Genomic DNA, 26,373 nt, shown 5'->3' with positions numbered 1-26,373 from the left:
GCTTTGAGGCCTCGGTCGGCAGGGCGGGCGCCGCGGCGCAGCAACCCGCCTCCGCCTTCGGGGTCTCACACCGTCCAGGTATCGAGGATGACGGCGTTCGCCTTCTTGTGGAGAAGGATGCAGTCGAGCACGTCCTGCGGCGCGATCGGGGTGATCCCAGGCAGGAGCGACGGCTCGCCGTGGCCGTAGAGCGCCTGCAGCGCGAAGCGGCAGGCATAGACCTTGCCGCCCTCGCCCATGAACTTCTTCAGATTGTCGGCGAAGTTCTGGTGGCCCGGAAAGGCCGCGTCGCCGAGCTTGGGGAAGCCGCGCTGAATGCCGAGGGTGACGCCCGGGCCGTAGAGCAGGATAGAGGTCTCGTAGCCCTTGCGGTTCAAACGGATGGCGTTGAGGATGTTGACGAGGCCGATCGAGCCTTCGAAGGCGACGGTGTGGAAGGTGACGAGCGCCTTCTCGCCGGGCGCGGCCTTCACGTCCTCGAAGACCTTCTCCTCGTAATCGACGAAGTAGTCGCCGTCCTTGTGGGCTTCCGCCATGACTGCCGGCATCGCTCTCTCCTCTTGCGGATGGTTCGACGGGCAGAGTGAGCGAGTGCAAAAACTCCAGTCAATCGCCATTCTATTTTCCATACAATTATTTTGTCGCCTCGGGCCAATGGCGCGCAAGGATGCGCCAAATTGCGCACTATAAAGGCATGTTTCGCCGTCGGATTGGGCATGGAACGGCGAAATTGCGGTTGCCTCGGTCGCGAATAATCTCCATACAATTCACGACACGGATGGCCCGGCACCGGGCTGCGAAGCGGGACGCATCGATGAGTTGGCTTCCGGAACTGACCAAGAGCGGCAAGCCGCTCTATCTCGAGATCGCCGACGCGATCGCGACCGACGTCTCCGCCGGCCGGCTGAAGGCCGGCGACCGGCTGCCGCCGCAGCGGCGCCTGGCAAAGCGGCTCGCCATCGACTTCACCACCGTCTCGCGGGCCTATGCCGAGGCCCGCCAGCGCGGCCTCGTCGACAGCCATGTCGGCCGCGGCACCTTCGTCGAGGCGGGCGAGGCCCTCGCCGCCCGTCCCGACGCCTCGCGGGAAGCCGCCGAAGACCTGACGATGAACATGCCGCCCGAGCCGACCGACCCGGTGCTGCTCGCCAAGATGCGGGAGGGCCTCGGCTATGTCGGGGCGAACCTCGTCGCGCTGTTGCGCTACCAGGCGACCACGGGGAGCGAGAAGGACAAGGTCGCCGCCTCCTCCTGGCTGTCGATGCGGGGCATGGTGCCGAAGCTCGAGCGCATCGCCGTCACCCCCGGCGCCCATCCGACGATCACGGCGATCCTGTCGATCCTCGCGCGGTCCGGCGACACCATCCTGTGCGAGGAGATCACCTATCCCGGGCTGCGGGCGATCGCCGGGCTGATGAACCTGCGCGTCGTCGGCCTCAAAATGGACCGGGACGGCATCCTGCCCGACGCCCTCGAAGCGGCGATCGCCGCGCACACCCCGAAGGCGCTCTACGTCAATCCGACGCTGCAGAACCCGACGACGGTGACGATGCCGACGGCGCGCCGGCTGGCGGTCGCGGAGATCCTGACGCGGCACGGCCTCGCCGCGATCGAGGACGACGCCTACGGCTTCATTCCGCTGAAGGCGCCGGCGCCGCTCGCCGTCAGCGCGCCGGACCTGATCTGGCACATCGGCGGCCTTGCCAAATGCATCGGCGCGGGGCTGCGCCTCGCCTATACGGTGGCGCCGAGCGGCAAGGACGCGCTGCTGCTCGCAAACGCCCTGAAGGCGGTCAGCGGCATGGCCTCGCCGATCTCGATGGCGCTTGCGACGCAGTGGATCGAGGACGGCACGGCCGACATGATCCGCCGCTTCAACCGCGCCGAGAGCGAGGCGCGGCAGCGCATCGCGGCGGAAGCGCTGGAGGGTTTTGACTACGACACCAACCAGCATGCCTTCAACATCTGGCTGCGCCTGCCGGACGGCTTTTCCCGCGCCGACCTGATGGGGCGGATGGCCGGCCGCCATGTCGGCATAACGCCCTCCGACGCCTTCACCGTCTGCGGACCGCCGGAAGAGACCGTGCGCGTTTGCCTCGGCGGCCAGATCACCCGCGACCGGCTGAAGACCGAGCTCATGGTGATGGCGAGCGCCCTCCACAGCCCCGCCTGGGGCGGCTGAACTGGCCGGGCACGCGGAACCGGGCACGGGCCGCCGCCGTGCCGGCGCGGGCAAGGTCTCGTCCAGGATCAAAGGCTTGCGGATTCGCCGTTCGACGAGACGTCCGGCGCCGAATCGGACCTATACCGTCAGATCCTGCCGACGAATTCTTTGCCAGAGGGTCGCCGGCCGCAAGTCTCGCCGCGGCGAACGCCAGTGCGCCCGCAGGCGGCGGGACGTTCTGATCTGCTTGTTCTGAAAAAGAAAACACCGGATGTGGCGCTTCGATACGCGAAACCTTCTTCGAAGCCGACGACATCCGGTGTCGAGGAAGGTTTTACGGGAATGGGGTTACCTTTCTCTTTACTCGCCCCGCCCCTCTCGTCCGGCGGGCAGGGAAAAGGTCCTTCGCGCTGCGGCAGAGCGAGCGGGCTCGGCGGGGATGTCGTCTCCAGCGCTGCAGCGGAGCTCCGTAGGATGCGTCGAAACGGAGGGTTGCAGGCCCCTCGGGGCCGTGCCGGCGGCGAGGCGTAGCCGGTCACCGCGGCATTTTATCGCGGCCTCCCGGCAGGTCCTTCTGGCGGCGCGTCAGGCCGTCGTGGAGAGCCGGTCGTCGTTTGCCCGCAGGCGCTCGACGCTCGGGGCGAGACCCGCCGCGACGATGCCGTCGACGACACCGAACATCCGCCAGGGCAGCAACCGGCCGCTCAAGCTTTCCGCCTGCAGCGCCAGGCATGCCGCCAGCGTCGCCGCCTGCACGGCCGCCACCCCCTCGATGAAGGCGCCCGACTTCTCGACGATCGCCTTGCGGGTTTCCCGCCGCTCGGAGAGGGAGAACATCGTCGTCTCGCCGACGAGCAGCGGAATCCGCAACGAAAGCACCAGCGGCACCTCGTAGGCGATGATCATCATCGCGCTGAGGCAGTCGTTGTCCTCCCCGCCGGACCCGTCGCCCTCCGTGGCGAGGTCCGGCTCGCCCGGTTCCTCGAGCAGCGCGGCATCGAAAAGCCTGAAGTCGAACAAGACTAAAACTCCTTCACGATGCGATGCGTCGGCACGGCGGCAGCGATGCAAACGCGCCGCGGACGGCGCCGACGGCACCTTCCGCGTTTTATTGTGCAGTGCAATATAGACCGGGGCGACGCGGCTTCAATCGGAGCGGCAGCGGCGGCGCCCGGCGCGGGTCGAAACGAGCCACGGAAAGACGCCCGGCGCGGCGCACCTTGCCCTTCCGGTCCGATCCGGTCCGGCGCGTTGGCAGCACGTCCCGCCGAAACGTTCCTCAGGCGGCCCGGCGAGCGGCCTGCGTCTCCCCGACGTCGGCGTCGGCGTCGGCCGCCATCAAGTCGGCGGCTTCGGTGAGCTGCGCATAGCATGCGGCGAGGACGTCGAGATCGACCGGTGCCTGGCGGATCAGCGCGCGTTCGATGGTCTCGCGGCCGTAGCCGGCCCTGATCAGGGCGCCGACCAGCGCGCCGACGAGTTCGGGGTCTTCCAGACGGCGGACGGAACGCTCATACATCTGCCACGGCTCCTCACCCGATGCATCGAACCGACGGAAGCGGGCCGAGACGCGATTCGCCTGCCACCCACCGCTGCATCTGCGAGTTCATCATCCGAGGCTGGCGCGTGGCTGGAGAGCCGGCGACGAATCGGCGCAATTGACGCGGGCGCATGGTCGCGTCGCGCGCCTGGAGAGATGCCGATGCCGACCCTCGCCGAGAGACTGGCCGCCCCCGGAACGGTGATTCTCGCCGACGGCGCGATGGGGACCAATCTCTTCGCCTTAGGGCTTGCGCCCGGCACGGCGCCGGAGACCTGGCTCGACGAACGGCCGGACGCGATCGCGGCGCTGCACCGAAGCTTCGTCGCGGCCGGGTCGGAGGTGATCCTGACCTGCTCCTTCGGCGGCAACCCTCCGCGCCTGGCGCTCTGGGGCGCAGAGGGCCGGGCCTTTGCGCTGAACCGCCGGGCGGCGGAACTCGCCCGCGCGGCGGCCGACGCTTCCCTGCGGCCGGTGCTCGTCGCCGGCTCCGTCGGGCCGACATGGCAGACGGGAGAAGCGGCGGAAGACGCGATGGCCGCGATTTTCTTCGAGCAGATCGCCGGGCTGAAACAGGGCGGGATCGATTTCGTCTGGCTGGAGACCATGGTCTCGGCCGCCGAGACCCGCGCCGCGGCGATGGCGGCGATCGCGGCGGGGCTTTCCTACGTCGCGACGGCGAGCTTCGACCATCGGGGGCTCACCCCCGCGGGGCTGGCGCCGGCGGGCTTTGCCGCGGCGTTCGACGGCCTGGCCCGACCGCCGCTGGCCATCGGCGCCAATTGCGGCGACGGCCCGGCATCGGCGCTGGCGATCGCGGGCGCCCTCCCCCGCCCGGCCGGCGCGGCGCTGGCGCTGAAGCCGAATTGCGGGCTGCCGGCGCCCGGCCCGGACGGGGCGCGCCATGCGATCGGGCCGGCCGACCTCGCCGCCTTCGCAGCCGCCGCTCGGGCGGCAGGCGCGACGCTCGTCGGCGGATGCTGCGGCACGACGCCCGGGCACGTGCGGGCCATGCGCGAGGCGCTGGACCGCCGCGTCGCATGCAACTGAGAGGTCACGGCATAGCCGGACCGACCGGCGGACCACGGCGCGCCCCGAGCGGCTGAGACCCCTTTTCCGGCAGGGAATGCCGGCCGGAAGACCCGGCGTCGACGTCCGCCGATGCCGCAACGCAGAATTTTGTTTCCCGGCAGGCCCGCGAGGCGCCGGACTTTCAGCTTTGCTTAACAAGAATCCGAGTTGATTGGCCGGCTTGCCCCAATCTGCGGACCACCGATGCGGTATTTTCTCAGCACTGTTCTCCTTGCCCTCGCATGCGGTGCCGCCCCCGCCTTCGCCACCGAGGCCGCCGGTGACCTTCCGCAGCCGGCGGACGACGTCCATGTCTGGGTGCTGATCTCGGCGGGCCTCGTGCTTTTGATGCAGATCGGCTTCCTGTTGCTCGAGGCCGGCCTCGTGCGCTCGAAGAACTCGATCAACGTCGCCCAAAAGAACCTTCTCGACCTTCTCCTGTCGATCGTCGCCTTCGCGGCGGTCGGCTTCATGTTCGCGTTCGGCCGCGACAGCGGATACGGCTTCGGCCACGAGCAGCGCTTCGCCTTCCTGCGCGACCTCACCCCCGGCGAACACGCCTTCTTCGCCTTCCAGGTGATGTTCTGCGGCACCTCGGCGACCATCGTCTCGGGCGCCGCGGCGGAGCGTCTGCGGCTCGCCGTCTACGGGGTGGTGTCGATCCTGATCGCCGCCTTCATCTATCCGGTGTTCACCCACTGGGCGTGGGGCAACGCGCTGCAGCACAGCGACTCCGCCTTTCTCGCCAATATCGGCTTCATCGACTTCGCCGGCTCGACCGTCGTGCACTCGACCGGCGCGTGGATCTCGCTTGCCGCCTGCATCGTCCTCGGGCCGCGGATCGGCCGATTCGCCCCCGACGGGACCATCCGGCACATCCAGGGCCACAGCGCCGTGCTGGCGACGGCCGGCGCGATGATCATCTTCGTCGGCTGGGTCGGCTTCAACGGCGGCTCGACGATCAAGGCGACCCCCGCCATCGCCTCGATCATCGCCAACACCGTGCTGGCGGCCGGCTGCGGCGGAACGGCGGGCTATCTCTACGGCCTCTGGAAAGACGGCATCACCCGGCCGGAAATGCCGATCTGCGGTCTCATCGGCGGCCTCGTCGCGGTCACTGCCGGCTGCCACGTCCTCGACGGCGCCGGCGCCATGACGGTCGGCGTCGCCGGCGGGCTGATCGCCATCCTCGGCAACGATCTCGTCACCCGCTGCGGGATCGACGACGCCGTCGGCGCCATCGGCTGCCACGGCTTTGCCGGCATCGCCGGAACGCTGGCGCCGGCGCTTCTCGCGCCGAGCGACGCCCTCGTCGACGGCGATCGGCTCCTGCAGCTCGGGGTCCAGGCGGCCGGTGCCGGCGTCAACTTCCTCTGGACCTTCCCGATCGCCTATCTGTTCTTCCGGATCGCCGACCGGATCGAGCCGATCCGCGTCAGCCCCGCCGACGAGGAGCGCGGCCTCAACCAGGCCGAGCACGGCACGGTGCTCGGTACCGGCAGCCTCGAAAACGCCCTCACCGCTTATATCTCGGGCCGCATCGACCTCAGCCACCGCCTGCCGGTCGAGACCGGCGACGAGGCCGAGAGCGTCACCCGGCTGTTCAACGCCTTTCTCGACGAGATCGAAAATTCCGAAATGGCCCGCCGCGACCGCGAGGCGCTGCACCGCTCCACCCAGGAGGCCGAACGCCTCGCCGCCATCGGCGACGCCGCCTTCGAAGGCCTCGCCGTCGTCGTCGACGGTCGGGTGGTCGACATGAACGCCGCCCTCGCGCGCCTCGTCGACCGCCCCGGCGCCGATCTCGTCGGAACCCCGGTCGCCGACCTCGTCGACGACTGCAGCGAGGCGACGGTCGCCGAACTCATGGCCTCGGAATCGACGAAGGTGCTCGAACTGTCGCTGAAGCGGGCCGACGGCTCGCCGATCGCCGTCGAGGTGCGCTCGCGCGCCATCGTGCTGCGCGGCGTCGCCGCCCGGGTCATGGCCTTCGCCGACATCAGCGAGCGCAAGGCGGCCGAAGAGCAGCTGCGCTTCACCGCCCACCACGACACGCTGACGCAGCTGCCGAACCGCGCGCTCTTCGCGAACCGGCTCGAGACGGTCATCCTGCGGTCCCGGGAAACCGGCCGCAGCGCCGCGCTGATCAGCGTCGACCTCGACCACTTCAAGGACATCAACGACCTCTACGGCCATCCGGCGGGCGACGCCGTGCTGCGCGCGACGGCCGAGCGGCTCTGCGCGGTGGCCGGCAGGAGCGCCATCGTCGCCCGGCTGGGCGGCGACGAGTTCGCGGTGATCCAGACCGAGGCGGCCTTCCGCAACCAGGTCGCCGATCTCGCCTTTAGGATCGTCCGGGCGATCTCGGAACCGGTGGACGTCGGCAACGGCATCCAGATCCGGCCCGGGGCGAGCGTCGGCTTCGCCCTGACGCCGGACGACGCCGTCGAGCAGGAGGCGCTGATCTCGCGGGCCGACACGGCCCTCTACCACGCCAAGCGGCAGGGCCGGAACACCTTCGCGGGGTTCGAGCCGGGCATGGACACCGAGCTCAAGGTCAGGCGCGAGCTCGAGGCGGATCTCGCCAGCGTGGTCGAACGGGGCGAGCTGTCGCTCTGCTTCCAGCCGCGGGTCTCGATGAGCAGCGGCGCGATCATCTGCTACGAGGCGCTGGTGCGCTGGGAACATCCGGAGCGCGGCCAGATCGGCCCCGGCCTGTTCATCCCGATCGCCGAGCAGTCGGGCCGGATCGACGCCATCGGCAACTGGGTGATCCGCGAGGCCTGCCGGCTCAGCCTGAGCAAGCTCTCCGGCGCGCCGGTCAGCGTCAATGTCAGCGGCCACCAGCTGCGCAGCCGCGGCTTCGTCGAGAACGTCCTGCAGATGCTGAAGGACTGCGACTTCCCGCCGGAGCGTTTCGAGATCGAACTCACCGAGAGCATCCTCGTCGAGGATCGCGACCGCTCCCTCGCCACGCTGAAGGCGCTGAAGCGCAGCGGCATCCGGCTGGCGCTCGACGATTTCGGCACTGGCTACTCCTCGCTGAGCTACCTCAGGGCCTTTCCCTTCGACACGATCAAGATCGACCGCTCCTTCATCATGAACCTCGCCAACGACAACAGCTCGCTGGCGATCGCCGAAGCGGTGATCAATCTCGGCCGGGCGCTGAAGCTGACGATCGTCGCCGAGGGCGTCGAGACCGTCGAGCAGCTGACGATCCTGTCGAGCCGGCGCTGCGACGAGGTGCAGGGCTATCTGTTTTCCCGGCCGCTGCCGGCCGATGTCGTTCCGCAGACGGTGGAAAGTCAGCTCGCGGTGATCCTCAGGAGCATCGTCAAGGAGCCCCGCACCGCCCGCAGGGCCTGATCGCGCCGGGCGGCGGCTCCGCGCGGGCAAAGCGCGGCCGCCGGGCGCCGGAAAATCACGGCCTGCGCGCATCCGGAAAAGGGCTCGGGGGAGACGGCGCGGGTCCCGGGCCTCTCGGAGCAAACCTCGCGGACCGGGCCTCGCGGACCGGGCCTCCCGGATCAGGCCTCGACGACGTCGATGAAGGCTTCCGGCTCGTCGGTCTCGATCTCGATCACCCAGAAATCCGGGTCAAATCGCGCCTCGCGCTGGAACCGCGCGTCGAGCGCCGCCTCGTCCTCCGCGGCCTCCAGCATGAAGCGCCGGCCGCCCTCCTCGTCGGAAAGGCTCTGGACGGCCGGCCCGTAGAGCCGGACGCCGCCGCGCCCGCGCTGGACGACGAAGATCGCCCCCGCCGCCTCGGCGCCCCGGCGCATGACGGCGGCAAAGCCGCCGGCCGCGAACAGCCGGCGCGACAGCTGGGAGACGAAGAGCTCGCTGGTGATCCGCACGCGGCCGGGTCTATTCGACGAGGCCGATCGCGGCAAGCCGATCGAGGACCTTGGCATCCGGCTCGCCGGTGACGTCCATGCCCTCCAGCGCCTCGAAGGTGCGGATCGCCGCCCTGGTCTTCTCGCCGAGAACGCCGTCGACCGAGAGCTGGGCGACCTGCGCCGAGGACAGCGCGGCCTGGATGAGCTTCACCCGCTCGCCCTCGCTCATGGCGGAAAAGCGCTTGGACGCCGCCGATCCGGACCGCGCCGGCTTGGCTTCCGGCAGCGCCACGACGCGGCCGCCCTGCCCGGGCGTGATCGAGGCCGTCTGCTCGGGATCCGGCCGTTCGAGCGGCCGCGGGGCAGGCGCCGGCACGCGGCCAGGCCGCACCGGCGCGACCGCGTCGGCGGGCGTCGAGCGCGTGGTCTCCGCGACCTGCCGCGACGTGGATCCGGCCGGCGAGATCTGCGGGGAAGCCGGCGCCGCGTCGCCCGGATCGCGCATCGACGCTTCCGGCTCCGCCACGGTGCGCGCCGGCGCGCCGAACCGCGCCGCGTCGGGCGCAGCGGCCATGACGCGGGTCGCGAGAATCGGGTTCTGGTGCCGGCCGTGCTGCTCGTAGAGACCGTTCACCGTGATGCTGGTGAAGGTCACGGCGAAGACCGCGATGCCGGTCGACTTCGCGGGATGACGCGCGAGGAGATGCAGGAATCGCATCCCCGTCCGCGTCGAGAGCGCGGCCACCCGGTCGAGCAGGCCCTCAGGCCGAGCGTCTTTTCTCACGGGTCTGCGGCTGGGGGTTCGTTTTGCTGCGGGCATCACTCAACGCGACGATGTTTTCGGGAACGGTTAGGGACGGATCGGCGGCGGCGGCGGGGCCGGCGAGAGGCAGGCGGACGGTCACCATGGTGCCGACGCCCGGCTGGCTCTGGACGGTCATGCCGCCGCCGTGCAGTTCCGCGAGCCCCTTGACCAGCGACAGGCCGAGGCCGGTGCCCTGGTAGCGGCGGGAGAGGCCCGAAGAGAGCTGCACGAAGGGAATGCCGAGGCGGTGAATGTCCGCCTCGGCGATGCCGATGCCGGTGTCGCAGACGAGAAGATCGCAGAAGCCGCCGCGCAGCCGCGCTTCCAGCGTGACCGCACCCGCCTCGGTGAACTTCACGGCGTTGGCGACGAGATTGAGGAGGATCTGCCGGCAGGCGCGCCGGTCGGCGACGAGATCGATGCCGGCAGACGGCCTGACGTCGATCCTCAGCCCCTTGCGGCGGGCCTCCTCGCGCATCAGGTCGCCGATTTCGGCCATCAGTTCCGACAGGTCGAAGGGCTCGGGGTCGATCTCGTAGCGGCCGGCCTCGATCTTCGAGACGTCGAGAAGCGTGTTGACGATGGCGAGAAGGTGCTGGCCCGACTGGCGGATCAGCCCGACATATTCCTTCTGCTTGATGCTCTCGAAGCCGCCGAAATATTCCTGGTCGAGGACGTCGGAGAAGCCGATGATGGCGTTGAGCGGCGTGCGCAGCTCGTGGCTCACCGTCGCGAGGAAGCGGCTCTTCGCGGCCGATGCCTCGCGCAGCGCCTCGACGTCGGCGGGGTCCATCGCCGGCGCCGCGGGCCGTTCGGCGACCGGCCGTGCGACGACCCGCACGCAGGTCTCGCCGGGCCTTGCCATTCCGGCCTCGCCGGCGCCGCAGATCGTCAGGTCGAAGCGGGCGAAGCCGCCGTCGGCGATTTTCAGCCGGGCCTCGCAGAATGCCGGGCGCGCGCCTTTGCGGGCGTCGTCGATCGCCTGCATCACGGCCAAACGGTCGGCGACGTGGCAGAGTTCGCCGAAGAGGTTTCCGGCAAAGCCCCAGCCGGGACCGGCGATCGCCTCTGCCGCTGCCGTCGAAGCATGATCGATCCGCCCCCCGGGCGAGACCTCGAACATCAGCGTCGCGAATTCCTCCGCGATGCGGCGGCGCATCTCGCGCCCGTCGCGCCAGGAGGCTTCGCTTCCGGGCCGCGCGGCGCGGCTGCTACGACGCGCCCGCCGTGCCAGCCTGAGGCCGTAGACGAGGGCAAGACCCGCGAGAAGCGCGGCAGCCGCCGGCCCGCCGAGCGCGGCCGGCGCCGTCACGCCCGCAAACAGCGTGCAGCCGAGCGACACGGCAAAGAGCGCCGATGCGAGAGCGGGCCTGCCGGCGACCGCCGCTTCGAGCGGCAACAGGACGAGGACGACGGGCAGCACCGCCGCGAGGCCGGCAGCGCCCTCTGCCGCGATGGTGAGGCCGAGGCAAAGCATCGCGCCCCACAACCACAGCACGGCGTCGGGCCGCCCGGCGATCGACAGCCAGGCCGCGGAGGCAAGGGCGACGGCCGCGAGGATGAGCGGCAGGGCCGTCGTCGCGACGGAGGTGCCGGAGGCGAGGAGAACCGGGAAGGACAGGGCCGCGCCGAGCGCGAAGACGAGGAGGATGCGCAGCAGCAACGCCTGGAAGCGGCGCTCGCCGCCGCGGGTGATCGAGGGCGAGACGAACTCGTCGAGACGCACGGTCACGAGGCGGATCGCGGCTGCGCGCATCCGCCGTCCTGTGCCCGTGGGACGCTTCGCCGCTTGCCTCATACTCGGTCTCATCCTGGCAGATCATCTGTCGAACCGGCACGTCGACGGCGCTCTGGCCGCGTCGAAGCCGACTGTCCGGATCATGCCGGGGGCGCATTAAGGAAGCCATAAACCGGCGCTTCCTCAAGCTGGTGCGAGGCCTGCGTTCCCCAGAAAACTATGCTTTCCGTACGACGAAGAGATCGCAACATGGTTAACCAAAGGCAACCGCACGGCGAATCCCCGGCGGCGGCGGTGCGAAACCGTCCGGCCGCGCCGAATCGCTCGGGTTTAGCTAAAATTTGCCGCGCAATTTCAACGTGACCTTCCGCCCGGCATGCCAATGTCGGCGCAATGAAGCCGCGGCCGGTGCGATCCGGAACGCGGCCGGCATTCAGGACGGGGAACGGCGATGATTCGCTTCGTCATCAAGGTGGCATTCTTTCTCGGGCTGATCGCCCTTCTCATGCCGGGCGGCGGCGGGCGCAGCGACGGCCCCGCGATCAATGCCTTCGCGCTGCTCTACGGCGCCCAGGCGGCCGTGGCGGATCTTTCGAACTTCTGCGACCGGGCGCCCTCCGCCTGCGCGGCGGGCGGCGACGTCGCCCGCTTCGCCGGCGACCGGGTGAGCGAAGGATTTTCGATCGCCTACGGCTTCGTCGACGATGCGATCGCCAAACGGCGCCGGGACGCGGCGCCGGCGGCCGATGGCGGTTCTGCAGCGGGCCACCGCCCGGCGGACGCCGCGGCCGACACCCGGCGCGAGACCGCCGGCATCCGGGAGCCGGCGACCGACCGCATCACCACCGCGGCGATCGCCGCTGCGCGCCTTGCCGCACGCAAGGTCGAAACCAACGTCATCGCCGTGCCCACGGATCGCGGGGTCGCCGAACCGGCCGGGCCGGGCCCGCGCCTCGCCGCGTCCGGGGCGGCGCGTCTGCCGACGGTCGCGGCACGGCCGCTGCAGGCCGCCGGCGAAGCGCAGATCCCCGCAACGCGGCTTTCGGCGAACGTTCCGGGTGCCGGCTCCCCCCCCCGCGGCTGACACGGCGCACCTTCGCCCCTATATGCGGGTCGAGCGGCGGCGGGCCCGACGGCCCGCCCCGCGAGGACGGCCGGCGAGGCGGCGGCGCCGGGTTCGTCGGCCCGGCTTCATCGTTGCTGCCTCATCGCCTTGTCCCGATCGCCAAAGAGGGTTTCCGGAACGCATCATGCAGACGATCGACGAGATCACCGCGGATTTCGAGCTTCTCGACGACTGGGAGGACCGCTACCGCTATCTGATCGAACTCGGCCGCGCGCTGCCGGGGCTCTCGCCGGACGAGATGAACGAGGACACCAAGGTGCGGGGCTGCGTCAGCCAGGTCTGGCTGGTCGGAACCAGCGACGCCGCCCGTCCGCCGCATCTCTCCTTCCGCGGCGATTCGGACGCCCACATCGTCAAGGGCCTCGTCGCCATAGCGCTGGTGCTGTTCTCCGGCCGCACCAGCGACGAGATCCAGGCGATCGACGCCGAGGCGGTGTTTTCCCGTCTCGGCCTGCAGGAGCATCTGACGCCGCAGCGCTCCAACGGCCTCAGATCGATGGTCGCCCGCATCAAGAACGACGCGCGCGAGGCCGCCGCCGCCTGAGCGGTGAAGCTTCGCGCGACGCTTCGCAGAAGGCCGCGATTCGACGGCGGAAGCCGGCAGGGGCGATGGCCCCTCGCGTCACCGGGCGCTGTCCCCGGCCTCGTCCTTCGGCGCCCGCCAGTGGCGGATGCGGCCCGACCTTGCGCCGCCCTCCCGGTCGAAGCCGTAATGCCGGGCGAGCATGGCGAGACCGGTCTTCAGCAGAAGCTTGGCCGAGCGCGCCGGCCACTGGCGTTCCCGCTCCACCGTCTCCAGCCCTTTGAGGAAGCAGCAGACGTCGAGGAGGAGGCCCGACAGTTCGGGACCGACCGCATCGCAGGCCGCGCCGACGCGCTTCCTCGCGTCGATCGCCGTGTCGGCGAGGTCGCCGATGCCGCCGCGCCGGGGCGCACGGGGCATCGCGTCCCAGCGCTGGGTGATCGCCGGGCTCATCTGCCCGCGGGTGAAATCGGCCCGGATCCGCTCGCCGGCCATCGCCTCGGCCTGCGTCAGGAAAGGCTCGCCGCCCCTGACCCGTCGCGTCGCCAGCCGCGTCAGCGGCGTCTCCTCCTCGTCGAAACCCGGCCCCGCGCTCATCGCCGGTCTCCGGCAGCGAGCTTGACGGCCACCCCCGTCTCGATTGCCCGGCAGGCCGCGACCGCGAGGTCCTCGAGGCGCTGCAGCCGGCGGTCGAACGCCTCGTCGTCGCGCAGATCCTCGACCCGGCGGATGGCGTAGGAAATGCTCGTGCGCTCGCGGCCGAAGGCCGCACCGATGCGCGTCGACGAGATGCCGAAGGTGGTGTTGGCGAGATACATCGCGACGTGGCGGGCGTCGCAGGCGCGGCTCTCCGCCCGGCTGGCGCGGCGGATCTCGGCGACCGGAACGTCGAAGCCGAAGGCGGCGATCTCCTGCGCCAGCCGGCACGCCGCGGCAACCGTCGCCATGCGCAGCTGCACCGTCGAGGACGGGCCGGGCGGCTCCTGCAGCCGCGCCGCCTCCTCCCACCAGAGCCTCGGTTCGTCGCGGCACCTTTCGGTCGCGGCGGGCCCGTCGCTTGCTGAGGCGAATTGCATCGGTTGCGTCTCCCGGCTGGATTGTCGAGACCTTATAAGCCAGCCGACGCATTATGTGAATATCTTCCTACAACCGAAAAAATCCCCTTTCTGTTCAATCTTCCGGTTTTTCAAACGCTTGTCCAGTCATCGACGCCGAGACGCTGCGACCCGTGGCCGGAAGAAATCCCCATCCCGACGAAGGCCATCGATGCTGGGCCCCCCGCATCGTTTCCCGGAGTTTCGCCGCGATGGCCGCCGACGACCTCTCTCCCATGCTCGCGATCCTTGCCGCCCGCATCCGCCGCCACAGGGAGGCGCGGCAGGCATCCGACCTTAAGGAGACGCAGCGGCTGGAGCTGTCTGCGGCGCTGCGGCGCTTCGGCGCGGCCGGCGCCGGCATCGCCGCAGCCTGCCGCGACGACGATCCGTCGCGGCTCGATCCGGCGGAGCGTGCCGCCGTCGCGCTCCGCGTCTCGCGGGAACTGCATCGGCAGGCGCGCTTCTCGCGCGGCGGCGATCCGCGCTACGACATCAACCGCCACATCGTCGTCGCGCGCCTGGCGCGCTGGCTGACCACCGGCGAACGCTGGCTGAAGCCGCCGGATGACCCGGCCCGACGCCCCTCCACCGCCAAGCCATCGAGACCCGGCAGGCAGGACCGCATCAGGCGTCAGGGCGAGCCTCGCAAGCCGGCCCGTCCGGGGCCGGGCCGGTCGCGGCGGCGCAGGGCGAAACCCGCCGGCGGCGGGCCTTCGACCAAAGTCTAATGGGCGGCGTTAGACCCGGCCTTTTGCAAATCAAGCCGTTGACATCGGTGCCGCCCCTGTCTCTCATTCGCGGCGAAACGAAGGGCCCGGGAGGAAAACTGGCCCTTCACGGTTTCGTTCGGGAGGAGTTCGACATGCGCATGGACAGGATTTTGCTCGCCGCCACGGTTGCGGCGGGTGTCGCGGTACCGGCCGGTGCCTTCGCCCAGGAGGTCTCCGACGACGTCGTCAAGATCGGCATCCTGAACGACCAGTCGGGCGTCTATGCCGACTTCGGCGGCAAGTGGTCCGTCGCCGCCGCGGAAATGGCGGCGGAGGATTTCGGCGGCAGCGTTCTCGGCAAGCCGGTCCAGATCATCAATGCCGACCACCAGAACAAGCCGGACATCGCCTCCAACATCGCCCGCGAGTGGTACGACACCCAGCAGGTCGACGCGATCATGGAACTGACGACCTCATCGGTCGCCCTCGCCGTCCAGGGCCTGTCGAAGGAAAAGGGCAAGATCGACATCGTCACCGGCGCGGCGACGACCGAACTCACCGGCAAGCAGTGCAGCCCCTACGGCTTTCACTGGGCCTACGACACCCATGCTCTGGCGGTCGGCACCGGCGGCGCGCTGGTCAAGGCCGGCGGCGACAGCTGGTTCTTCCTGACCGCCGACTACGCCTTCGGCTATTCGCTGGAGGAGCAGACCGCGAACTTCGTCAAGGAGAACGGCGGCGAGATGCTCGGCGAGGTCCGGCATCCGCTGGCCAGCAACGACTTCTCCTCCTTCCTGCTGCAGGCGCAATCCTCCGGCGCCAAGGTGATCGGCCTCGCCAATGCCGGTCTCGACACCGCCAACGCGATCAAGCAGGCCTCGGAATTCGGCATCGTCCAGGGCGGCCAGAAGCTCGCCGCGCTGCTCTTCACCCTCGCCGAGGTGCACGGCCTCGGGGCCGAGGCGGCCCAGGGCCTCAACCTCACCGAAGGCTGGTACTGGGACCAGAGCGACGAGAACCGCGACTTCGCCGAGCGCTTCATGAAGAAGACCGGGCGCATGCCGAACATGATCCAGGCCGGCACCTATTCGGCGGTGCTGCAGTATCTGAAGGCGGTCAAGGCCGCCGGCACCGACGAGACCAAGGCGGTCGCCGCCAAGCTGCACGAAATGCCCGTCGAGGACCTGTTCGCCAAGAACGGCAAGGTCCAGGAAAACGGCCGGATGGTCTACGACATGTATCTCTTCCAGGTGAAGAAGCCGGACGAGATGAAGGGCGACTGGGACTTTTACAACGAAGTACTGAAGGTTCCGGGCAACGAGGCCTTCCTGTCGGTCGACAAGTCCGGCTGCGACGTCTCCTCCTTCGCAAAGTGACATGCCTGCCTGGCGGCGTCCGGCCCTCGGGCCGCGGCGCCGCCGGCTTCCCGCATGACGCGGCGAGCCGCCTGCGACCGCCGGAAAGCCGCCCCGATGCATTGCCCCGTGGCTTCGCTGCGAGCGGCGTGCGGCCGGGGAGCCCGGGCGGCGGAGAAAAGCGCCGCCCGCAGAAACTCCACCGGGCTCACGCCCGAAGCCTTCACGAGATCGAAGAACGGACATCGACGGCGATCGCCCGCGACAGGAGACGAGAAACCGCATGAGCGCTCCCCCGGCAGATCCGATATTGTCGGCCCGCGGCCTCACCAAGGAATTCTTCGGCTTCAAGGCCGTCAACGACGTCGATCTCGACGTCGCCGAAGGCACGATCCATGCGCTGATCGGCCCGAACGGCGCCGGCAAGACCACGGTCTTCAACCTCCTCACCAAGTTCCTCACCCCGACCGCGGGCCGGATCGTCTTCCGCGGCACGGACATCACCGGGGTGAAGCCGGCCGACGTCGCGCGCATGGGCCTCGTGCGCTCGTTCCAGATCTCCGCCGTCTTTCCCCACCTCACCGTGCTCGACAACGTCCGCGTGGCGCTGCAGCGCAAGGAGGGGCTCGCCTGGCAGTTCTGGCGCTCGAACCGGCTGCTCGACCGGCTGAACGACGAGGCGCACGGGCTGATCGACGCCGTCGGCCTCGAGGCCTTCGCCGCCCACGACGCGGCGGAACTCCCCTATGGTCGCAAGCGGGCGCTGGAGATCGCGACGACCCTCGCCCTCGATCCGCCGGTGCTGCTCTTCGACGAACCGATGGCCGGCATGGGCGTCGAGGACATCGGCCGAATCTCCGATCTCATCCGGCGCATCGCCAGGGGCCGCACCGTGGTGATGGTCGAACACAATCTCAACGTCGTCGCCGATCTCTGCGACCGGGTGACCGTGCTCGCCCGCGGCGAGATCCTCGCCGAGGGCGACTACCGGACGGTCAGCAACGACGCCCGCGTGCGCGAGGCCTACATGGGAAGCGAGCATGAATAGCGCGCCCGCCGCGGAACGGGGCGAACCGCTCCTGAAGGTCCGCAAGGTCAACGGCTGGTACGGCGAGAGCCACGTCCTCCACGACGTGTCGCTCGATCTCTACGAGGGCGAGACGATCACCCTGGTCGGCCGCAACGGCGCCGGCAAGACGTCGACGCTGCGGGCGATCATGAACCTCCTGCCCCGCCGCTCCGGCGAGATCCGCATCGCCGGCCGCGACATGGCAAAGGTGCCGGTTCACCGCACGGCGCATTCCGGCATCGGCTACGTTCCCGAGGAACGCGGCATCTTCGCCTCGCTCACCGTCTCGGAGAACCTGATGCTGCCGCCCAAGGTCGCCGAGGGCGGGATGAGCGTCGAGGCGATCTTCGATCTGTTCCCGAATCTCGCCGAGCGGCGCAACTCGCCGGGCACGAAGCTCTCTGGCGGCGAGCAGCAGATGCTGGCGATCGCCCGGATCCTGCGTACCGGGGTGAAGATCATCCTCCTCGACGAGCCGACCGAGGGCCTCGCCCCGGTGATCATCCAGCGCATCGGCGACGTCCTCGTGGAACTGAAGAAGAGCGGCATGACGCTGCTCCTCGTCGAGCAGAACTTCCGCTTCGCCCGCAAGGTGGCCGACCGCTTCTATCTGATGGAGGACGGCCACATCCTCGAGAGCTTCCCGACGGCGCAGCTCGACGCCAAGATGGACCGGCTTCACGAAGTCGTGGGGGTCTGACCAAGATGACGATGATCTTCGGCATTCCGCTGCCCGCTCTGCTCGGCCAGCTTCTGATCGGCTTCATCAACGGCTCGTTCTACGCGCTCCTGTCGCTCGGCCTTGCGGTGATCTTCGGGCTGCTCAGGGTGATCAACTTCGCCCACGGCGCGCAATACATGCTCGGCGCCTTCGCCGCCTACCTGCTTCTCGCCCATACCGGCATCGGCTTCTGGCCGGCGCTCGTCATCGCGCCGCTCGTCGTCGCGGCGATCTCGGCGGTGATCGAGCGCACGATGCTGTCGCGGCTCTACGACCTCGACCACCTCTACGGCCTGCTCTTCACCTTCGGCCTCGCGCTGATCCTCGAAGGCACCTTCCGCTGGTATTTCGGCGCCGCCGGCCAGCCCTACGCCCAGCCGCAGATCCTGTCCGGCGGCACCAATCTCGGCTTCATGTTCCTGCCGAACTATCGCGGCTTCGTGGTCGTCGCCTCGATCGTCATCTGCCTGTCGGTGTGGCTGCTGATCGAAAAGACCCGGCTCGGCGCCTATCTCAGGGCCGCGACGGAGAACCCGCAGCTCGTCCAGGCCTTCGGCGTCAACGTCCCGCTGCTCCTCACCCTCACCTACGCACTCGGCGCCGGCCTCGCGGGCCTCGCCGGCGTGCTGGCGGCGCCGATCTACCAGGTCTCGCCGCTGATGGGCTCGAACCTCATCATCATCGTCTTCGCGGTCGTCGTGATCGGCGGCATGGGCTCGATCGGCGGCGCGATCGTCACCGGCTACGTCCTCGGCATTCTCGAGGGCCTGACCAAGGTGTTCTATCCGGAGGCGTCGAACATCGTCGTCTTCGTGATCATGGCGGTGGTGCTGATGCTGCGGCCCGCCGGTCTGTTCGGCAAGGAGATCTGACGATGTCGAGCCTGACGGGATCCGGCGCCGCGGGCGCCGCCGCCGAGACCGGCCCTGCGACGGCGGCGCATGCCCGCCACAGAAATCTCGAACGCCTCGGCTTCGCCGTCGCCGCGGTGGCGATCGCGCTGCTGATCGCCGCGCCGTTCTTCGTCTATCCCGTCTTCCTGATGACGGTTCTGTGCTTCGCCCTCTTCGCCACCGCCTTCAACCTTCTCCTCGGCTATGTCGGGCTCCTGTCCTTCGGCCATGCCGCCTTCTTCGGCGGCGCGGCCTATTTCGCCGCCCACGCGGTCAAGGTCTGGCACTTCGAACCGCTGTCGGCGATCCTCCTCGGCGCCGTCGGCGCCGGTCTGATGGGCCTTGCCGTCGGTTTCCTCGCGATCCGCCGCCAGGGCATCTATTTCGCAATGGTGACGCTGGCCCTATCCCAGATGATCTTCTTCATCTTCCTGCAGTCGCCCTTCACCCACGGCGAGGACGGCATTCAGAACGTGCCGCGCGGCTGGCTGCTCGGCTTCGTCGACCTCACGCGGCCCCTGAACATCTATTATTTCGTGCTGGCGGTGTTCCTCTGCGGCTTCTTCGCCGTCTGGCGCATCGTCCATTCGCCCTTCGGCCACGTGCTGCAGGCGATCCGCGAGAACGAGAACCGGGCGATCTCGCTCGGCTACCGGGTCGAGCGCTACAAGCTCGCCGCCTTCGTGATGTCGGCGACGATCGCCGGGCTCGCCGGCGCGATGAAGGCGATCGTGCTGCAGATCGCCACCCTCACCGACGTCGCCTGGCAGATGTCCGGCGAAGTCGTGCTGATGACGCTGCTCGGCGGCATGGGGACGATCTTCGGCCCCTCCGTCGGGGCTGCGCTGGTCGTGACGATGCAGAACTATTTCGCGACCTCCGACGTCCCGGTCACGGTCATCGTCGGCGTGATCTTCGTGCTCTGCGTGCTGCTCTTCCGCCGTGGCATCGTCGGCGAGGCAATCCGCCTGATCAGGCGCTGAAGAGATCCGCCACGGCATTCGCCGTGCGGGTTCCTGCCGGCAAGGTCCGGCTTTCGGCTTTCGGCGATGGAGACGGCCTCGCCGATGCGGGGGGCGGTAAGAGAGCAAGCCCCAGACGCGATCCCGTGGTGACCCCGGTCACAGCGGACGCAGGCCCTTCGTCGCTAGGTTCCTGATGCCGGCGAAATGGTTCGCCCGCCTCCCAAGCTTCAGGAACACTCCCATGCGCAGCCTTCGCAAGATCCTCCTCTCCGCCCTGCTGCCGCTGGTCGGAACCCTCGCTCCGGCCCTCGCCTTCGCCGACACCTACGCCGTCGTCATCAACGCCACCAAGGAGCCCATCCTCCTCAACGGCGCCAACGTCCCCGCGCTCGACAGCGCCTGGACCCCGCTCAATGCGAACATCACCTTCGCCGACGGGACGTCGGGCAACATCATGGACATGCACGCCAAGTGCAGCGGCAACAGCGGCTGGCTGCTGATGAGCAACGCCCAGCTCCCCACGCCCTACTGCATTCCGCTCGGCTTTGCCGAGATCGGCTGCATCTTCGCCACCGTGCGCCGCGATCCGGCGACCGGCCTGCGCAAGATCGACATGCAGAAGACCCGCGGCACCGCCTGCTCGGACAACTGGTACCAGAAGGGCGGCAGCAAGATCCTCGGCGACGTCGCCGACAAGCTGCTGACCTATCAGGGCAACGTCGGACAGGTTCTCGGCGCGATCGTTCCGTGAGCCGAGGCTTTCATCCCGGAGCCTTCGGGGAGGCGGGGGTGAGGTGGTCCGCACCACCTGCCCCCGCCGGCCAGCTTCCGGGCAGCGTCCTTGACGATCGCCTCGAACCCTGCCGGCCTCAGCCGAGCGCCGCCGCAAGCCAGAAGCTGTGGGAATAGACATAGAGCCCGGCGACGCCGAGCGCGATGCCGTAGGGCACGCCGGTGTCCTTCTCCATCAGCCGGTCGACGAAGGCGACGCCCGTCACCGGCAGGAGATGGCTGCGCAGGACGAGGATGGTCAGCGTCAGTCCACCGCCGACCAGCGCCGAGACGAGCAGATATTCGGCGGCGAGCATGGTGGGGCCGAACCACAGCGCCGTCGCCGCGATCAGCTTGGCATCGCCGCCCCCCATCCAGCCGGCCGCGAACATGCCGAAGGTGACGCAGAGGCAGAGAAAGCCGGTCAGAAGATGCATGCCGACGACCGGCCAGGGCAGGCCGGCGAGATAGGCGGCCGGCAGGAATGCGGCGGCAAGCACGATCATCGCGCGATTCTCGATCTTCATCTCCAGAAGATCGGTGAGCGCGCTGTAGATCATCGCGAAGGGAAACACGGTGAGAAAGAGGGTCGTCGCCAGCATGTCGATTCCTTCGCTTCCTGGGCGCTTCCCGGGCGCTTCCTGGGCGCTTCCTGGGCGCTTCCTGGACGCCTGCCGGGCGGCGGTCCGAACGGTGCCCGCCCGAGTGGGGCCGCCGCGACCATGATGCCCCCGAACGGTGATCGTTCGGTTTACGGCCAAAAGCGCGGCATCGCCCGCACCCGAACCCGCGGCATCGGCCGGACAGACCACTGCCTATCAACCGCCGGAGCACCCGCGCCCTCGCTGCGCCCGACGCTGTCGCGCGCATCCAACGTCCAGGCGGGCCGGCCCGGCCTTTTTTTTCCGGCCGCCTAATACAATTGTGGGCAGCCGGCTTGCCGCCGACCGCCCACAGTCGATTCCTTCGTCCGGTCAGACCGGCGACTTGCGGCGATTACTCGACCTGCATCTTGTCGCCGATGGTGCTGAGGGCGTCCGACATCTTCGGCGTGAGGATGGCGAACATCGCGATCAGGGCGACGGCCATGATGCCGGCGATGAGGCCGTACTCGATGGCGGTGGCGCCGGACTCGTTCTTGGCAAAGCGGGTGATGAGCTTGGACATGGTGACTCCTTGAGATCTCTGTGTAGCGCTCCCGTCGACTGTCCCGTCGTTCGGGTGAGGCTGACGCTACCGGCCGCCTGTTGCGATGCACTTAAATTCATTGGTTGATTTTTACTTATCAGAGCGGCGAGCGGGGCGGCGGGCGCAATCACCTCGCCGCTGCCGTTGCGAAAGATTTTTGCGACAACTCTTCGGCGCACCGACGGCAACCGCCGCAACAGCTTGGAATTTCAGACCGTTGCATTCCCGTAGCCGGCTCTCTTCGCTCACCCTGCGGCACGCCGTTAACGCTTCGTTCAGCCTATTCAGCGAGAGTGACGATCAACGCGCCCCACCCGACGACCGACCGGATCACCGCCATGCGACGAGCCATCGCCCCCCTGCTCTCCGCCCTTGCCGTCCTGGCTCTGGCCGCCGGGCCGGCCGTCGACGCGGCGGCGGCCAAGGAACCGCTGTCGGTCGAGATGGATCAGGCCCGGGTCGTCGAACTCGACAAGGCGGCGTCCACGGTGATCGTCGGCAACCCGGCGATCGTCGACGTCCAGGTGCTCTCGCCGAAACGCCTCGTCCTCACCGGCAAGAGCAACGGCATCACCAACATGGTCATCCTCGACGAGAACGGTCAGCCCTTCATCGACGAGCAGGTCTCCGTCCAGACCTTCGAGGCGAACACCGTGCGCGTCTACCGACAGGCGAGCCGCGCGACCTATGCCTGCACGCCGAAATGCGTGCCGACCGTCACGGTCGGCGACGACATGAGCCAGTTCAGCCAGGTCGTGCAGCAGCAGTCGCAGCGCCAGAGCATCGTCGAGGACGCCGCTAAGAACCACTGAAACCAGGCGGGCGAGGACGTCGACGCGCCCGCTCGGACGAGCCGGCGCGGATGAGCATCGCCGCCGATCCGTCCCCGCCAACCAAGCGCCCTCTTTCCGACCGACGAGGCCGGCCCCATCTCGACCGCTCGTCCCGAAGCGAGCGGCGCGCGCCGTCTTGTTTGACGGCAGCCGGGGCTCCCGCTGACCGATCGGCGCAATTTCCTGCCCTGACGTAACCAATTCCTAAGCCTTACCGTCCATCATCGGTCGCTGCCGCACGTGCACCGACGGCCTTCGCCGACGACGCGGACGGCGTGGATGAAGATGCCGTCGGCATCGGGGTTTCGGATTTGGCGATGCGCGAGAACGAGATGGTTCAAGGCCGTGCCGGGCGCGAAGGTCCGCCGCGCGGCGCCGGCAAAGACGGCACGGACCGCGGGAAAAAGCCTCTGGCAAAGCGGCGGCTGGCGCGGTTTTTCGGCGATCATCGGGGCGTCGTCGCGCTCGAATTCGCGGTTCTCGCGCTCCCCTTCTTTCTTCTGATGTTCGTCCTGATCGAGACCGCGACGGTGTTCATCGCCGAACTGGTGATGGACCGGGCAGTGGCGAAGATCGGCCGCGAGGTCCGCACCGGCCAGATCACCGCGGCGAGCCTCTCCAAGGACGACTTCAAGGCGAAGCTCTGCGACGAGGTCGACTTCCTCTTCGACTGCACGAAGCTGCAGGTGGACCTCAAGACCTACGGCACCTTCGGCGCCGTGCCCACCAGCGTTCCCGTCAAGAACGGCGACATCGACTCCAGCGGCTTTTCCTACACCACGCCCTCGGCGGAGACGATCACGTCGCTGAAGGCCTATTACAAATGGCCGCTCTACGTCGACGTCCTACGGCAGCTCGCGACGACGATGAGCGACCATTCCTTCGTCATCGTCGGAAGCGCGGCCTTCATGACGGAGCCCTACTGATGACGTTCAGCACAATCGCGCTGCCCCGGCTGGCGAAGCGGCTGGCCGATCGCTGCCGAAGCCTCGGCCGGGACCGGCGTGGGGTCGCCGCCGTCGAGTTCGCCATCGTCTTCCCGTTCATGGCCATCCTCTACATGGCCGGCTCCGACACGGCGATCGCCGTCTCGATCAACCGCAAGATCAACAATGCCGCCGAGACGATCGGCGACCTCGTCGGGCAGACGGACACGACCACGGCCGCCAAGGTGGACGCGCTGTTCGACGTCACCGCGTCGCTGATGCAGCCCTACGAATCGGATGACGTCTTCCTGCGCATCACGCAGGTGAAGATCGACGCCAACGGCAAGGCCACCGTCGACTGGACGCGGTCCCGCCACACGCTGGTCGGCACCACGGCCCTCGTCGCGGGCCAGACCTATACGCTCCCGAGCCAGTTCTCGAAGGAAAAGAGCGCCTACATCATCGTGGCGGAGGGCTACTACTCCTACGACGCGCTCGGCGGATTCGGCCTCACCGGGCCGATCGTCATGGGCGAGACGAGCTACCACACGCCCCGCCTCAGCGATAAAGTCACCTGCTCGGACTGCTGATCCGGCTGTCCTTTCCGAAAGCCGCCCCCACATCTCCGGTCGGGCGTCCGGCGATCGGCCGTCGCCCCACGGTTGAACCGACGGGAGAGAGACGATGGCGCGCGCGATCATCCTGGTGCTCGATTCCTTCGGCATCGGCACGGCGCCCGATGCCGAGGCCTTCGGCGACGACGGCGCGGACACCTTCGGCCACATCCTCGCCGCGTGCCTTGCCGGCGAAGCCGACGTCGACGGCCGGCGGGAGGGACCCCTGCGACTGCCGAATCTCGAGCGGCTCGGCCTCTTCGCCGCCGCCGGGCGCGGCGAATCCCGGATGCGGCCGCAGGCGGTCTGGGGCTCGGCCTGCGAAATCTCTCACGGCAAGGACACGCCGTCGGGCCATTGGGAGATCGCCGGCGTTCCGGTGCTCTTCGACTGGGGCTATTTCCCGCGGACCGAACCGGCCTTCCCGCCGGAACTTATCCGGCAGATCGTCGACGACGGCGGGATCGACGGCATTCTCGGCGACAAGCACGCCTCCGGAACGGAGGTGATCCGCGAGCTCGGCGAAGAAAGCGTCGCGACCGGTCGGCCGATCTTCTACACCTCTTCCGACAGCGTCCTGCAGATCGCCGCCCACGAGACGCATTTCGGCCTGGAGCGGCTCTACGACCTCTGCGCCGTCGCCCGGCGGCACGTCGATCCCCTGAACATCGGCCGGGTGATCGCCCGCCCCTTCACCGGCGAGACGGCCGAGACCTTCACCCGCACCGCCAACCGCCGGGACTTCTCCGTCCCGCCGCCGCAAGCGACCCTGCTCGAAAGCGCGACGCGCGCCGGGCGGAGCGTCCACGCGATCGGCAAGATCGCCGACATCTTCGCCCATCGCGGCATCACGAGGACCCTCAAGGGCGACGGCAACATGGCGCTGTTCGACAGGACCCTCGAAGCCCTCGGCCAGGCGGCCGACGGCGACCTCGTCTTCGCCAACTTCGTCGATTTCGACATGCTCTACGGGCATCGCCGCGACGTCGGCGGCTATGCGGCGGCGCTCGAAGCCTTCGACAGGCGCCTGCCCGAGCTGCAGGCCGCCATGCGCCCCGGCGATCTCGCGGTCGTCACGGCGGATCACGGCTGCGACCCGACCTTCCGGGGCAGCGACCACACACGCGAGGTCGTCCCGGTCCTCGCCTTCGGCCCAGCCATCGAGCCGAAGCCGATCGGCCGGCGCGAGACCTTCGCCGACATCGGCGCTTCCGTCGCGGCGCATCTCAGCCTCGAAGCGACGTCGAACGGCCGGAGCTTCCTGTGACGAGCGGCCCAGACGGGCGAAGCGTCCCGAAGCCTGCATTTCCGATGGCCGAGCTGCATTGCCACATCGAGGGCGCCGCATCGCCGGATCTCGTCGAGCGGCTCGCTGCGAAATACGGCAGCGACGTTTCGGCGATCATCCGCGACGGCGCCTATGTCTGGCACGACTTCACTTCCTTCCTCGCGGCCTACGACCGTGCCGCCACGGTGTTCCGCAGCGAGGAGGACTACGCGGAACTCGCCTGCGCCTATCTCGGCGGTCTTGCCGCCGCCGGCGCCCTCTATGCCGAACTGTTCGTCTCGCCTGACCACGCCCGTTCGAGCGGCACCGAGCCCGAGATCTACGTCCGGGGCCTCGCCGCGGGGATCGCCCGGGCGCGGGCCGAGACCGGCATCGAAGCCCGCATGGTCGTCGTCGGCGTCCGGCATCTCGGCGCCGAGGCCGTGGAGGCGGCGGCGCGCTTTGCCGCCGCGCCCGGCCATCCGCTGATCACCGGCTTCAACCTCGCCGGCGAGGAGCGCAGCGGGCATCCTCGGCAATTCGTGAAGGCATTCGACATCGCCCGCGACGCGGGGCTCGGCCTCACAGCCCATGCCGGCGAGCTCTGCGGTCCGGAAAGCGTCCGGGCGGCGATCGAGTGGCTGAAGCCCGCCCGCATCGGCCACGGCGTGCGCGCGATCGAAGACCCGGCCCTCGTGCGCGAGATCGCCGAGAAGGGCATCGTCCTCGAAGTCTGCCCGGGCTCGAACCTTGCCCTCGGGCTCTATCCCGACATCGCGTCCCACCCGCTCCGCCGGCTGGTCGCAGCGGGGGTGAAGGCGACGCTCGGCTCAGACGACCCGCCCTTCTTCGGCACCGATCTTGCGCGCGAATATCGGCTCGCCGCCGAAAACGGCCTCGACGATCCGCAGCGGATCGCGCTGACCCGCACCGCCATCGAGGCGGCCTTCGTCGAGGAGGACGTGCGGCGCCGGCTGCTCGACCGCTTCCAGATCGCAGCGCTGGCGCTTGGCGCGCCCGGCGCATCCGACTAGGGCGTAGACTCATAACGATGCGATCCAGATTCGAACTGCGACGAGTTTGAGGGCTGCGAGGTAGTTGTCTGCGCGTCGGTCGTAGCGCGTTGCCAGTCCGCGCATGTTCTTGATGCGATTGAAG

The 26,373-nt window shown here is 68.9% G+C and carries 27 protein-coding genes and 1 pseudogene; 17 read left to right on the top strand and 11 right to left on the bottom strand.

All coding sequences use genetic code 11. The annotated features are described in order from the left end of the window. Positions 1 to 65 precede the first annotated feature (65 nt). Positions 66 to 548 carry an MSMEG_0572/Sll0783 family nitrogen starvation response protein gene (locus tag J1C47_RS20205; protein ID WP_207352610.1) on the bottom strand — a complete coding sequence of 161 codons (483 nt, stop codon included), beginning with the start codon at positions 546 to 548 and terminating at the stop codon, positions 66 to 68. Positions 549 to 814: 266 nt separating this feature from the next. On the opposite strand from J1C47_RS20205, the gene J1C47_RS20200 reads away from it, so the two are divergent. Further along, positions 815 to 2,182: an aminotransferase-like domain-containing protein gene (locus J1C47_RS20200; protein WP_207352609.1), complete on the top strand. Its 1,368-nt coding sequence runs from the start codon at positions 815 to 817 to the stop codon at positions 2,180 to 2,182. A 567-nt stretch (positions 2,183 to 2,749) separates the two neighbouring features. On the opposite strand, the gene J1C47_RS20195 is transcribed toward J1C47_RS20200, so the two are convergent. Together J1C47_RS20195 and J1C47_RS20190 are read right to left on the bottom strand one after the other, a co-directional pair. Further along, complete coding sequence (locus tag J1C47_RS20195) at positions 2,750 to 3,184, bottom strand: hypothetical protein (protein ID WP_207352608.1); 435 nt, start codon at positions 3,182 to 3,184, stop codon at positions 2,750 to 2,752. Between the two features lie 259 nt (positions 3,185 to 3,443). Then, positions 3,444 to 3,683 carry a hypothetical protein gene (locus J1C47_RS20190; RefSeq protein WP_207352607.1) on the bottom strand — a complete coding sequence of 80 codons (240 nt, stop codon included), beginning with the start codon at positions 3,681 to 3,683 and terminating at the stop codon, positions 3,444 to 3,446. Between the two features lie 183 nt (positions 3,684 to 3,866). Here J1C47_RS20190 and J1C47_RS20185 point away from each other — a divergent pair, with 183 nt between their 5' ends. Together J1C47_RS20185 and J1C47_RS20180 are read left to right on the top strand one after the other, a co-directional pair. Further along, a complete protein-coding gene (locus tag J1C47_RS20185; RefSeq protein ID WP_207352606.1) occupies positions 3,867 to 4,754 on the top strand; it encodes a homocysteine S-methyltransferase family protein in 888 nt (295 codons plus the stop codon). A 225-nt stretch (positions 4,755 to 4,979) separates the two neighbouring features. After that, positions 4,980 to 8,141, top strand: coding sequence for an EAL domain-containing protein (locus J1C47_RS20180; RefSeq protein ID WP_207352605.1), 3,162 nt, complete (start codon positions 4,980 to 4,982; stop codon positions 8,139 to 8,141). Between the two features lie 161 nt (positions 8,142 to 8,302). On the opposite strand, the gene J1C47_RS20175 is transcribed toward J1C47_RS20180, so the two are convergent. Genes J1C47_RS20175 through J1C47_RS20165 form a run of 3 tightly spaced genes read right to left on the bottom strand, consistent with a single transcriptional unit; the run spans position 8,303 to position 11,175 of the window. Further along, complete coding sequence (locus tag J1C47_RS20175; RefSeq protein WP_207352604.1) at positions 8,303 to 8,632, bottom strand: DUF1491 family protein; 330 nt, start codon at positions 8,630 to 8,632, stop codon at positions 8,303 to 8,305. Positions 8,633 to 8,642: 10 nt separating this feature from the next. After that, a complete protein-coding gene (locus tag J1C47_RS20170) occupies positions 8,643 to 9,332 on the bottom strand; it encodes a peptidoglycan-binding domain-containing protein (protein ID WP_207352603.1) in 690 nt (229 codons plus the stop codon). Positions 9,333 to 9,375: 43 nt separating this feature from the next. Next, the gene (locus J1C47_RS20165; RefSeq protein WP_207352602.1) at positions 9,376 to 11,175 is read right to left on the bottom strand and encodes a sensor histidine kinase; all 1,800 of its coding nucleotides are present in this window, start codon (positions 11,173 to 11,175) and stop codon (positions 9,376 to 9,378) included. 433 nt (positions 11,176 to 11,608) lie between these two features. Here J1C47_RS20165 and J1C47_RS20160 point away from each other — a divergent pair, with 433 nt between their 5' ends. Then, complete coding sequence (locus J1C47_RS20160; RefSeq protein ID WP_207352601.1) at positions 11,609 to 12,241, top strand: DUF5330 domain-containing protein; 633 nt, start codon at positions 11,609 to 11,611, stop codon at positions 12,239 to 12,241. 166 nt (positions 12,242 to 12,407) lie between these two features. Beyond that, the gene (locus J1C47_RS20155) at positions 12,408 to 12,827 is read left to right on the top strand and encodes a SufE family protein (protein ID WP_207352600.1); all 420 of its coding nucleotides are present in this window, start codon (positions 12,408 to 12,410) and stop codon (positions 12,825 to 12,827) included. Between the two features lie 78 nt (positions 12,828 to 12,905). On the opposite strand, the gene J1C47_RS20150 is transcribed toward J1C47_RS20155, so the two are convergent. Then, on the bottom strand, positions 12,906 to 13,403 hold the full coding sequence (locus J1C47_RS20150; protein WP_207352599.1) for a DUF6456 domain-containing protein: 498 nt from the start codon (positions 13,401 to 13,403) through the stop codon (positions 12,906 to 12,908). Beyond that, positions 13,400 to 13,882 (bottom strand): helix-turn-helix domain-containing protein, encoded by a 483-nt coding sequence (locus J1C47_RS20145; RefSeq protein WP_207352598.1) that lies wholly within the window; start codon positions 13,880 to 13,882, stop codon positions 13,400 to 13,402. Before J1C47_RS20145 ends, J1C47_RS20150 begins: the two co-directional genes overlap by 4 nt. A 230-nt stretch (positions 13,883 to 14,112) precedes the next feature. Here J1C47_RS20145 and J1C47_RS20140 point away from each other — a divergent pair, with 230 nt between their 5' ends. The 7 genes from J1C47_RS20140 to J1C47_RS20110 all read left to right on the top strand — a co-directional run bounded on the left by J1C47_RS20140 (position 14,113) and on the right by J1C47_RS20110 (position 20,367). After that, positions 14,113 to 14,631: a hypothetical protein gene (locus J1C47_RS20140; RefSeq protein ID WP_207352597.1), complete on the top strand. Its 519-nt coding sequence runs from the start codon at positions 14,113 to 14,115 to the stop codon at positions 14,629 to 14,631. Positions 14,632 to 14,771: 140 nt separating this feature from the next. Continuing rightward, positions 14,772 to 15,989 (top strand): ABC transporter substrate-binding protein, encoded by a 1,218-nt coding sequence (locus J1C47_RS20135; protein ID WP_425354585.1) that lies wholly within the window; start codon positions 14,772 to 14,774, stop codon positions 15,987 to 15,989. A 262-nt stretch (positions 15,990 to 16,251) separates the two neighbouring features. Then, positions 16,252 to 17,016 carry an ABC transporter ATP-binding protein gene (locus tag J1C47_RS20130; protein WP_207352595.1) on the top strand — a complete coding sequence of 255 codons (765 nt, stop codon included), beginning with the start codon at positions 16,252 to 16,254 and terminating at the stop codon, positions 17,014 to 17,016. Then, complete coding sequence (locus J1C47_RS20125; RefSeq protein WP_207352594.1) at positions 17,009 to 17,737, top strand: ABC transporter ATP-binding protein; 729 nt, start codon at positions 17,009 to 17,011, stop codon at positions 17,735 to 17,737. Before J1C47_RS20130 ends, J1C47_RS20125 begins: the two co-directional genes overlap by 8 nt. Positions 17,738 to 17,742: 5 nt before the next feature. Beyond that, entirely contained in the window at positions 17,743 to 18,630 is an 888-nt protein-coding gene (locus J1C47_RS20120; protein WP_207352593.1) for a branched-chain amino acid ABC transporter permease, read from the top strand. A 2-nt stretch (positions 18,631 to 18,632) separates the two neighbouring features. Continuing rightward, positions 18,633 to 19,634 carry a branched-chain amino acid ABC transporter permease gene (locus J1C47_RS20115; protein WP_207352592.1) on the top strand — a complete coding sequence of 334 codons (1,002 nt, stop codon included), beginning with the start codon at positions 18,633 to 18,635 and terminating at the stop codon, positions 19,632 to 19,634. Positions 19,635 to 19,857: 223 nt separating this feature from the next. Then, positions 19,858 to 20,367: a hypothetical protein gene (locus J1C47_RS20110; protein ID WP_207352591.1), complete on the top strand. Its 510-nt coding sequence runs from the start codon at positions 19,858 to 19,860 to the stop codon at positions 20,365 to 20,367. 118 nt (positions 20,368 to 20,485) lie between these two features. Here the strand turns inward: J1C47_RS20110 and J1C47_RS20105 are convergent, their stop codons facing one another. Next, on the bottom strand, positions 20,486 to 20,989 hold the full coding sequence (locus J1C47_RS20105) for an A24 family peptidase (RefSeq protein ID WP_207352590.1): 504 nt from the start codon (positions 20,987 to 20,989) through the stop codon (positions 20,486 to 20,488). Positions 20,990 to 21,383: 394 nt separating this feature from the next. Next, on the bottom strand, positions 21,384 to 21,554 hold the full coding sequence (locus J1C47_RS20100; RefSeq protein ID WP_207352589.1) for a Flp family type IVb pilin: 171 nt from the start codon (positions 21,552 to 21,554) through the stop codon (positions 21,384 to 21,386). A gap of 359 nt (positions 21,555 to 21,913) precedes the next feature. Between J1C47_RS20100 and J1C47_RS20095 the strand changes: the two genes are divergently transcribed. The 5 genes from J1C47_RS20095 (at position 21,914) to J1C47_RS20075 (ending at position 26,249) form a co-directional block, all read left to right on the top strand. Beyond that, positions 21,914 to 22,387 carry a pilus assembly protein N-terminal domain-containing protein gene (locus J1C47_RS20095; protein ID WP_207352588.1) on the top strand — a complete coding sequence of 158 codons (474 nt, stop codon included), beginning with the start codon at positions 21,914 to 21,916 and terminating at the stop codon, positions 22,385 to 22,387. A gap of 296 nt (positions 22,388 to 22,683) precedes the next feature. Continuing rightward, entirely contained in the window at positions 22,684 to 23,334 is a 651-nt protein-coding gene (locus tag J1C47_RS23860) for a TadE/TadG family type IV pilus assembly protein (protein ID WP_207352587.1), read from the top strand. After that, the gene (locus J1C47_RS20085; protein WP_207352586.1) at positions 23,334 to 23,924 is read left to right on the top strand and encodes a TadE/TadG family type IV pilus assembly protein; all 591 of its coding nucleotides are present in this window, start codon (positions 23,334 to 23,336) and stop codon (positions 23,922 to 23,924) included. Before J1C47_RS23860 ends, J1C47_RS20085 begins: the two co-directional genes overlap by 1 nt. A 94-nt stretch (positions 23,925 to 24,018) precedes the next feature. After that, positions 24,019 to 25,215, top strand: a complete 1,197-nt coding sequence (locus J1C47_RS20080; protein WP_207352585.1) for a phosphopentomutase — start codon at positions 24,019 to 24,021, stop codon at positions 25,213 to 25,215. Positions 25,216 to 25,259: 44 nt separating this feature from the next. Then, the gene (locus tag J1C47_RS20075) at positions 25,260 to 26,249 is read left to right on the top strand and encodes an adenosine deaminase (protein ID WP_207352584.1); all 990 of its coding nucleotides are present in this window, start codon (positions 25,260 to 25,262) and stop codon (positions 26,247 to 26,249) included. A 9-nt stretch (positions 26,250 to 26,258) separates the two neighbouring features. Here J1C47_RS20075 and J1C47_RS20070 read toward each other — a convergent pair. Continuing rightward, positions 26,259 to 26,373: pseudogene (locus J1C47_RS20070) on the bottom strand (IS5/IS1182 family transposase); the annotation flags it as partial.

This window comes from Jiella sonneratiae, assembly GCF_017353515.1.
GTDB lineage: Bacteria > Pseudomonadota > Alphaproteobacteria > Rhizobiales > Rhizobiaceae > Jiella > Jiella sonneratiae.
Note: the sequence above shows the minus strand (reverse complement) of the source record. Positions and strands in the feature narration are given on the sequence as shown.

Excerpts from the sequence above, each read along its gene's own strand:
- J1C47_RS20085 (WP_207352586.1), top strand. The coding sequence starts at position 23,334 with ATGACGTTCAGCACAATCGCGCTGCCCCGGCTGGCGAAGCGGCTGGCC.
- J1C47_RS20205 (WP_207352610.1), bottom strand. The coding sequence starts at position 548 with ATGCCGGCAGTCATGGCGGAAGCCCACAAGGACGGCGACTACTTCGTC.
- J1C47_RS20100 (WP_207352589.1), bottom strand. The coding sequence starts at position 21,554 with ATGTCCAAGCTCATCACCCGCTTTGCCAAGAACGAGTCCGGCGCCACC.
- J1C47_RS20170 (WP_207352603.1), bottom strand. The coding sequence starts at position 9,332 with ATGCGATTCCTGCATCTCCTCGCGCGTCATCCCGCGAAGTCGACCGGC.
- J1C47_RS20105 (WP_207352590.1), bottom strand. The coding sequence starts at position 20,989 with ATGCTGGCGACGACCCTCTTTCTCACCGTGTTTCCCTTCGCGATGATC.
- J1C47_RS20135 (WP_425354585.1), top strand. The coding sequence starts at position 14,772 with ATGGACAGGATTTTGCTCGCCGCCACGGTTGCGGCGGGTGTCGCGGTA.
- J1C47_RS20190 (WP_207352607.1), bottom strand. The coding sequence starts at position 3,683 with ATGTATGAGCGTTCCGTCCGCCGTCTGGAAGACCCCGAACTCGTCGGC.
- J1C47_RS20125 (WP_207352594.1), top strand. The coding sequence starts at position 17,009 with ATGAATAGCGCGCCCGCCGCGGAACGGGGCGAACCGCTCCTGAAGGTC.
- J1C47_RS20140 (WP_207352597.1), top strand. The coding sequence starts at position 14,113 with ATGGCCGCCGACGACCTCTCTCCCATGCTCGCGATCCTTGCCGCCCGC.
- J1C47_RS20180 (WP_207352605.1), top strand. The coding sequence starts at position 4,980 with ATGCGGTATTTTCTCAGCACTGTTCTCCTTGCCCTCGCATGCGGTGCC.
- J1C47_RS20110 (WP_207352591.1), top strand. The coding sequence starts at position 19,858 with ATGCGCAGCCTTCGCAAGATCCTCCTCTCCGCCCTGCTGCCGCTGGTC.
- J1C47_RS20185 (WP_207352606.1), top strand. The coding sequence starts at position 3,867 with ATGCCGACCCTCGCCGAGAGACTGGCCGCCCCCGGAACGGTGATTCTC.
- J1C47_RS20150 (WP_207352599.1), bottom strand. The coding sequence starts at position 13,403 with ATGAGCGCGGGGCCGGGTTTCGACGAGGAGGAGACGCCGCTGACGCGG.
- J1C47_RS20120 (WP_207352593.1), top strand. The coding sequence starts at position 17,743 with ATGACGATGATCTTCGGCATTCCGCTGCCCGCTCTGCTCGGCCAGCTT.
- J1C47_RS20095 (WP_207352588.1), top strand. The coding sequence starts at position 21,914 with ATGCGACGAGCCATCGCCCCCCTGCTCTCCGCCCTTGCCGTCCTGGCT.
- J1C47_RS20165 (WP_207352602.1), bottom strand. The coding sequence starts at position 11,175 with ATGCGCGCAGCCGCGATCCGCCTCGTGACCGTGCGTCTCGACGAGTTC.
- J1C47_RS20115 (WP_207352592.1), top strand. The coding sequence starts at position 18,633 with ATGTCGAGCCTGACGGGATCCGGCGCCGCGGGCGCCGCCGCCGAGACC.
- J1C47_RS20155 (WP_207352600.1), top strand. The coding sequence starts at position 12,408 with ATGCAGACGATCGACGAGATCACCGCGGATTTCGAGCTTCTCGACGAC.
- J1C47_RS20080 (WP_207352585.1), top strand. The coding sequence starts at position 24,019 with ATGGCGCGCGCGATCATCCTGGTGCTCGATTCCTTCGGCATCGGCACG.
- J1C47_RS20145 (WP_207352598.1), bottom strand. The coding sequence starts at position 13,882 with ATGCAATTCGCCTCAGCAAGCGACGGGCCCGCCGCGACCGAAAGGTGC.
- J1C47_RS20200 (WP_207352609.1), top strand. The coding sequence starts at position 815 with ATGAGTTGGCTTCCGGAACTGACCAAGAGCGGCAAGCCGCTCTATCTC.
- J1C47_RS20075 (WP_207352584.1), top strand. The coding sequence starts at position 25,260 with ATGGCCGAGCTGCATTGCCACATCGAGGGCGCCGCATCGCCGGATCTC.
- J1C47_RS20160 (WP_207352601.1), top strand. The coding sequence starts at position 11,609 with ATGATTCGCTTCGTCATCAAGGTGGCATTCTTTCTCGGGCTGATCGCC.
- J1C47_RS20130 (WP_207352595.1), top strand. The coding sequence starts at position 16,252 with ATGAGCGCTCCCCCGGCAGATCCGATATTGTCGGCCCGCGGCCTCACC.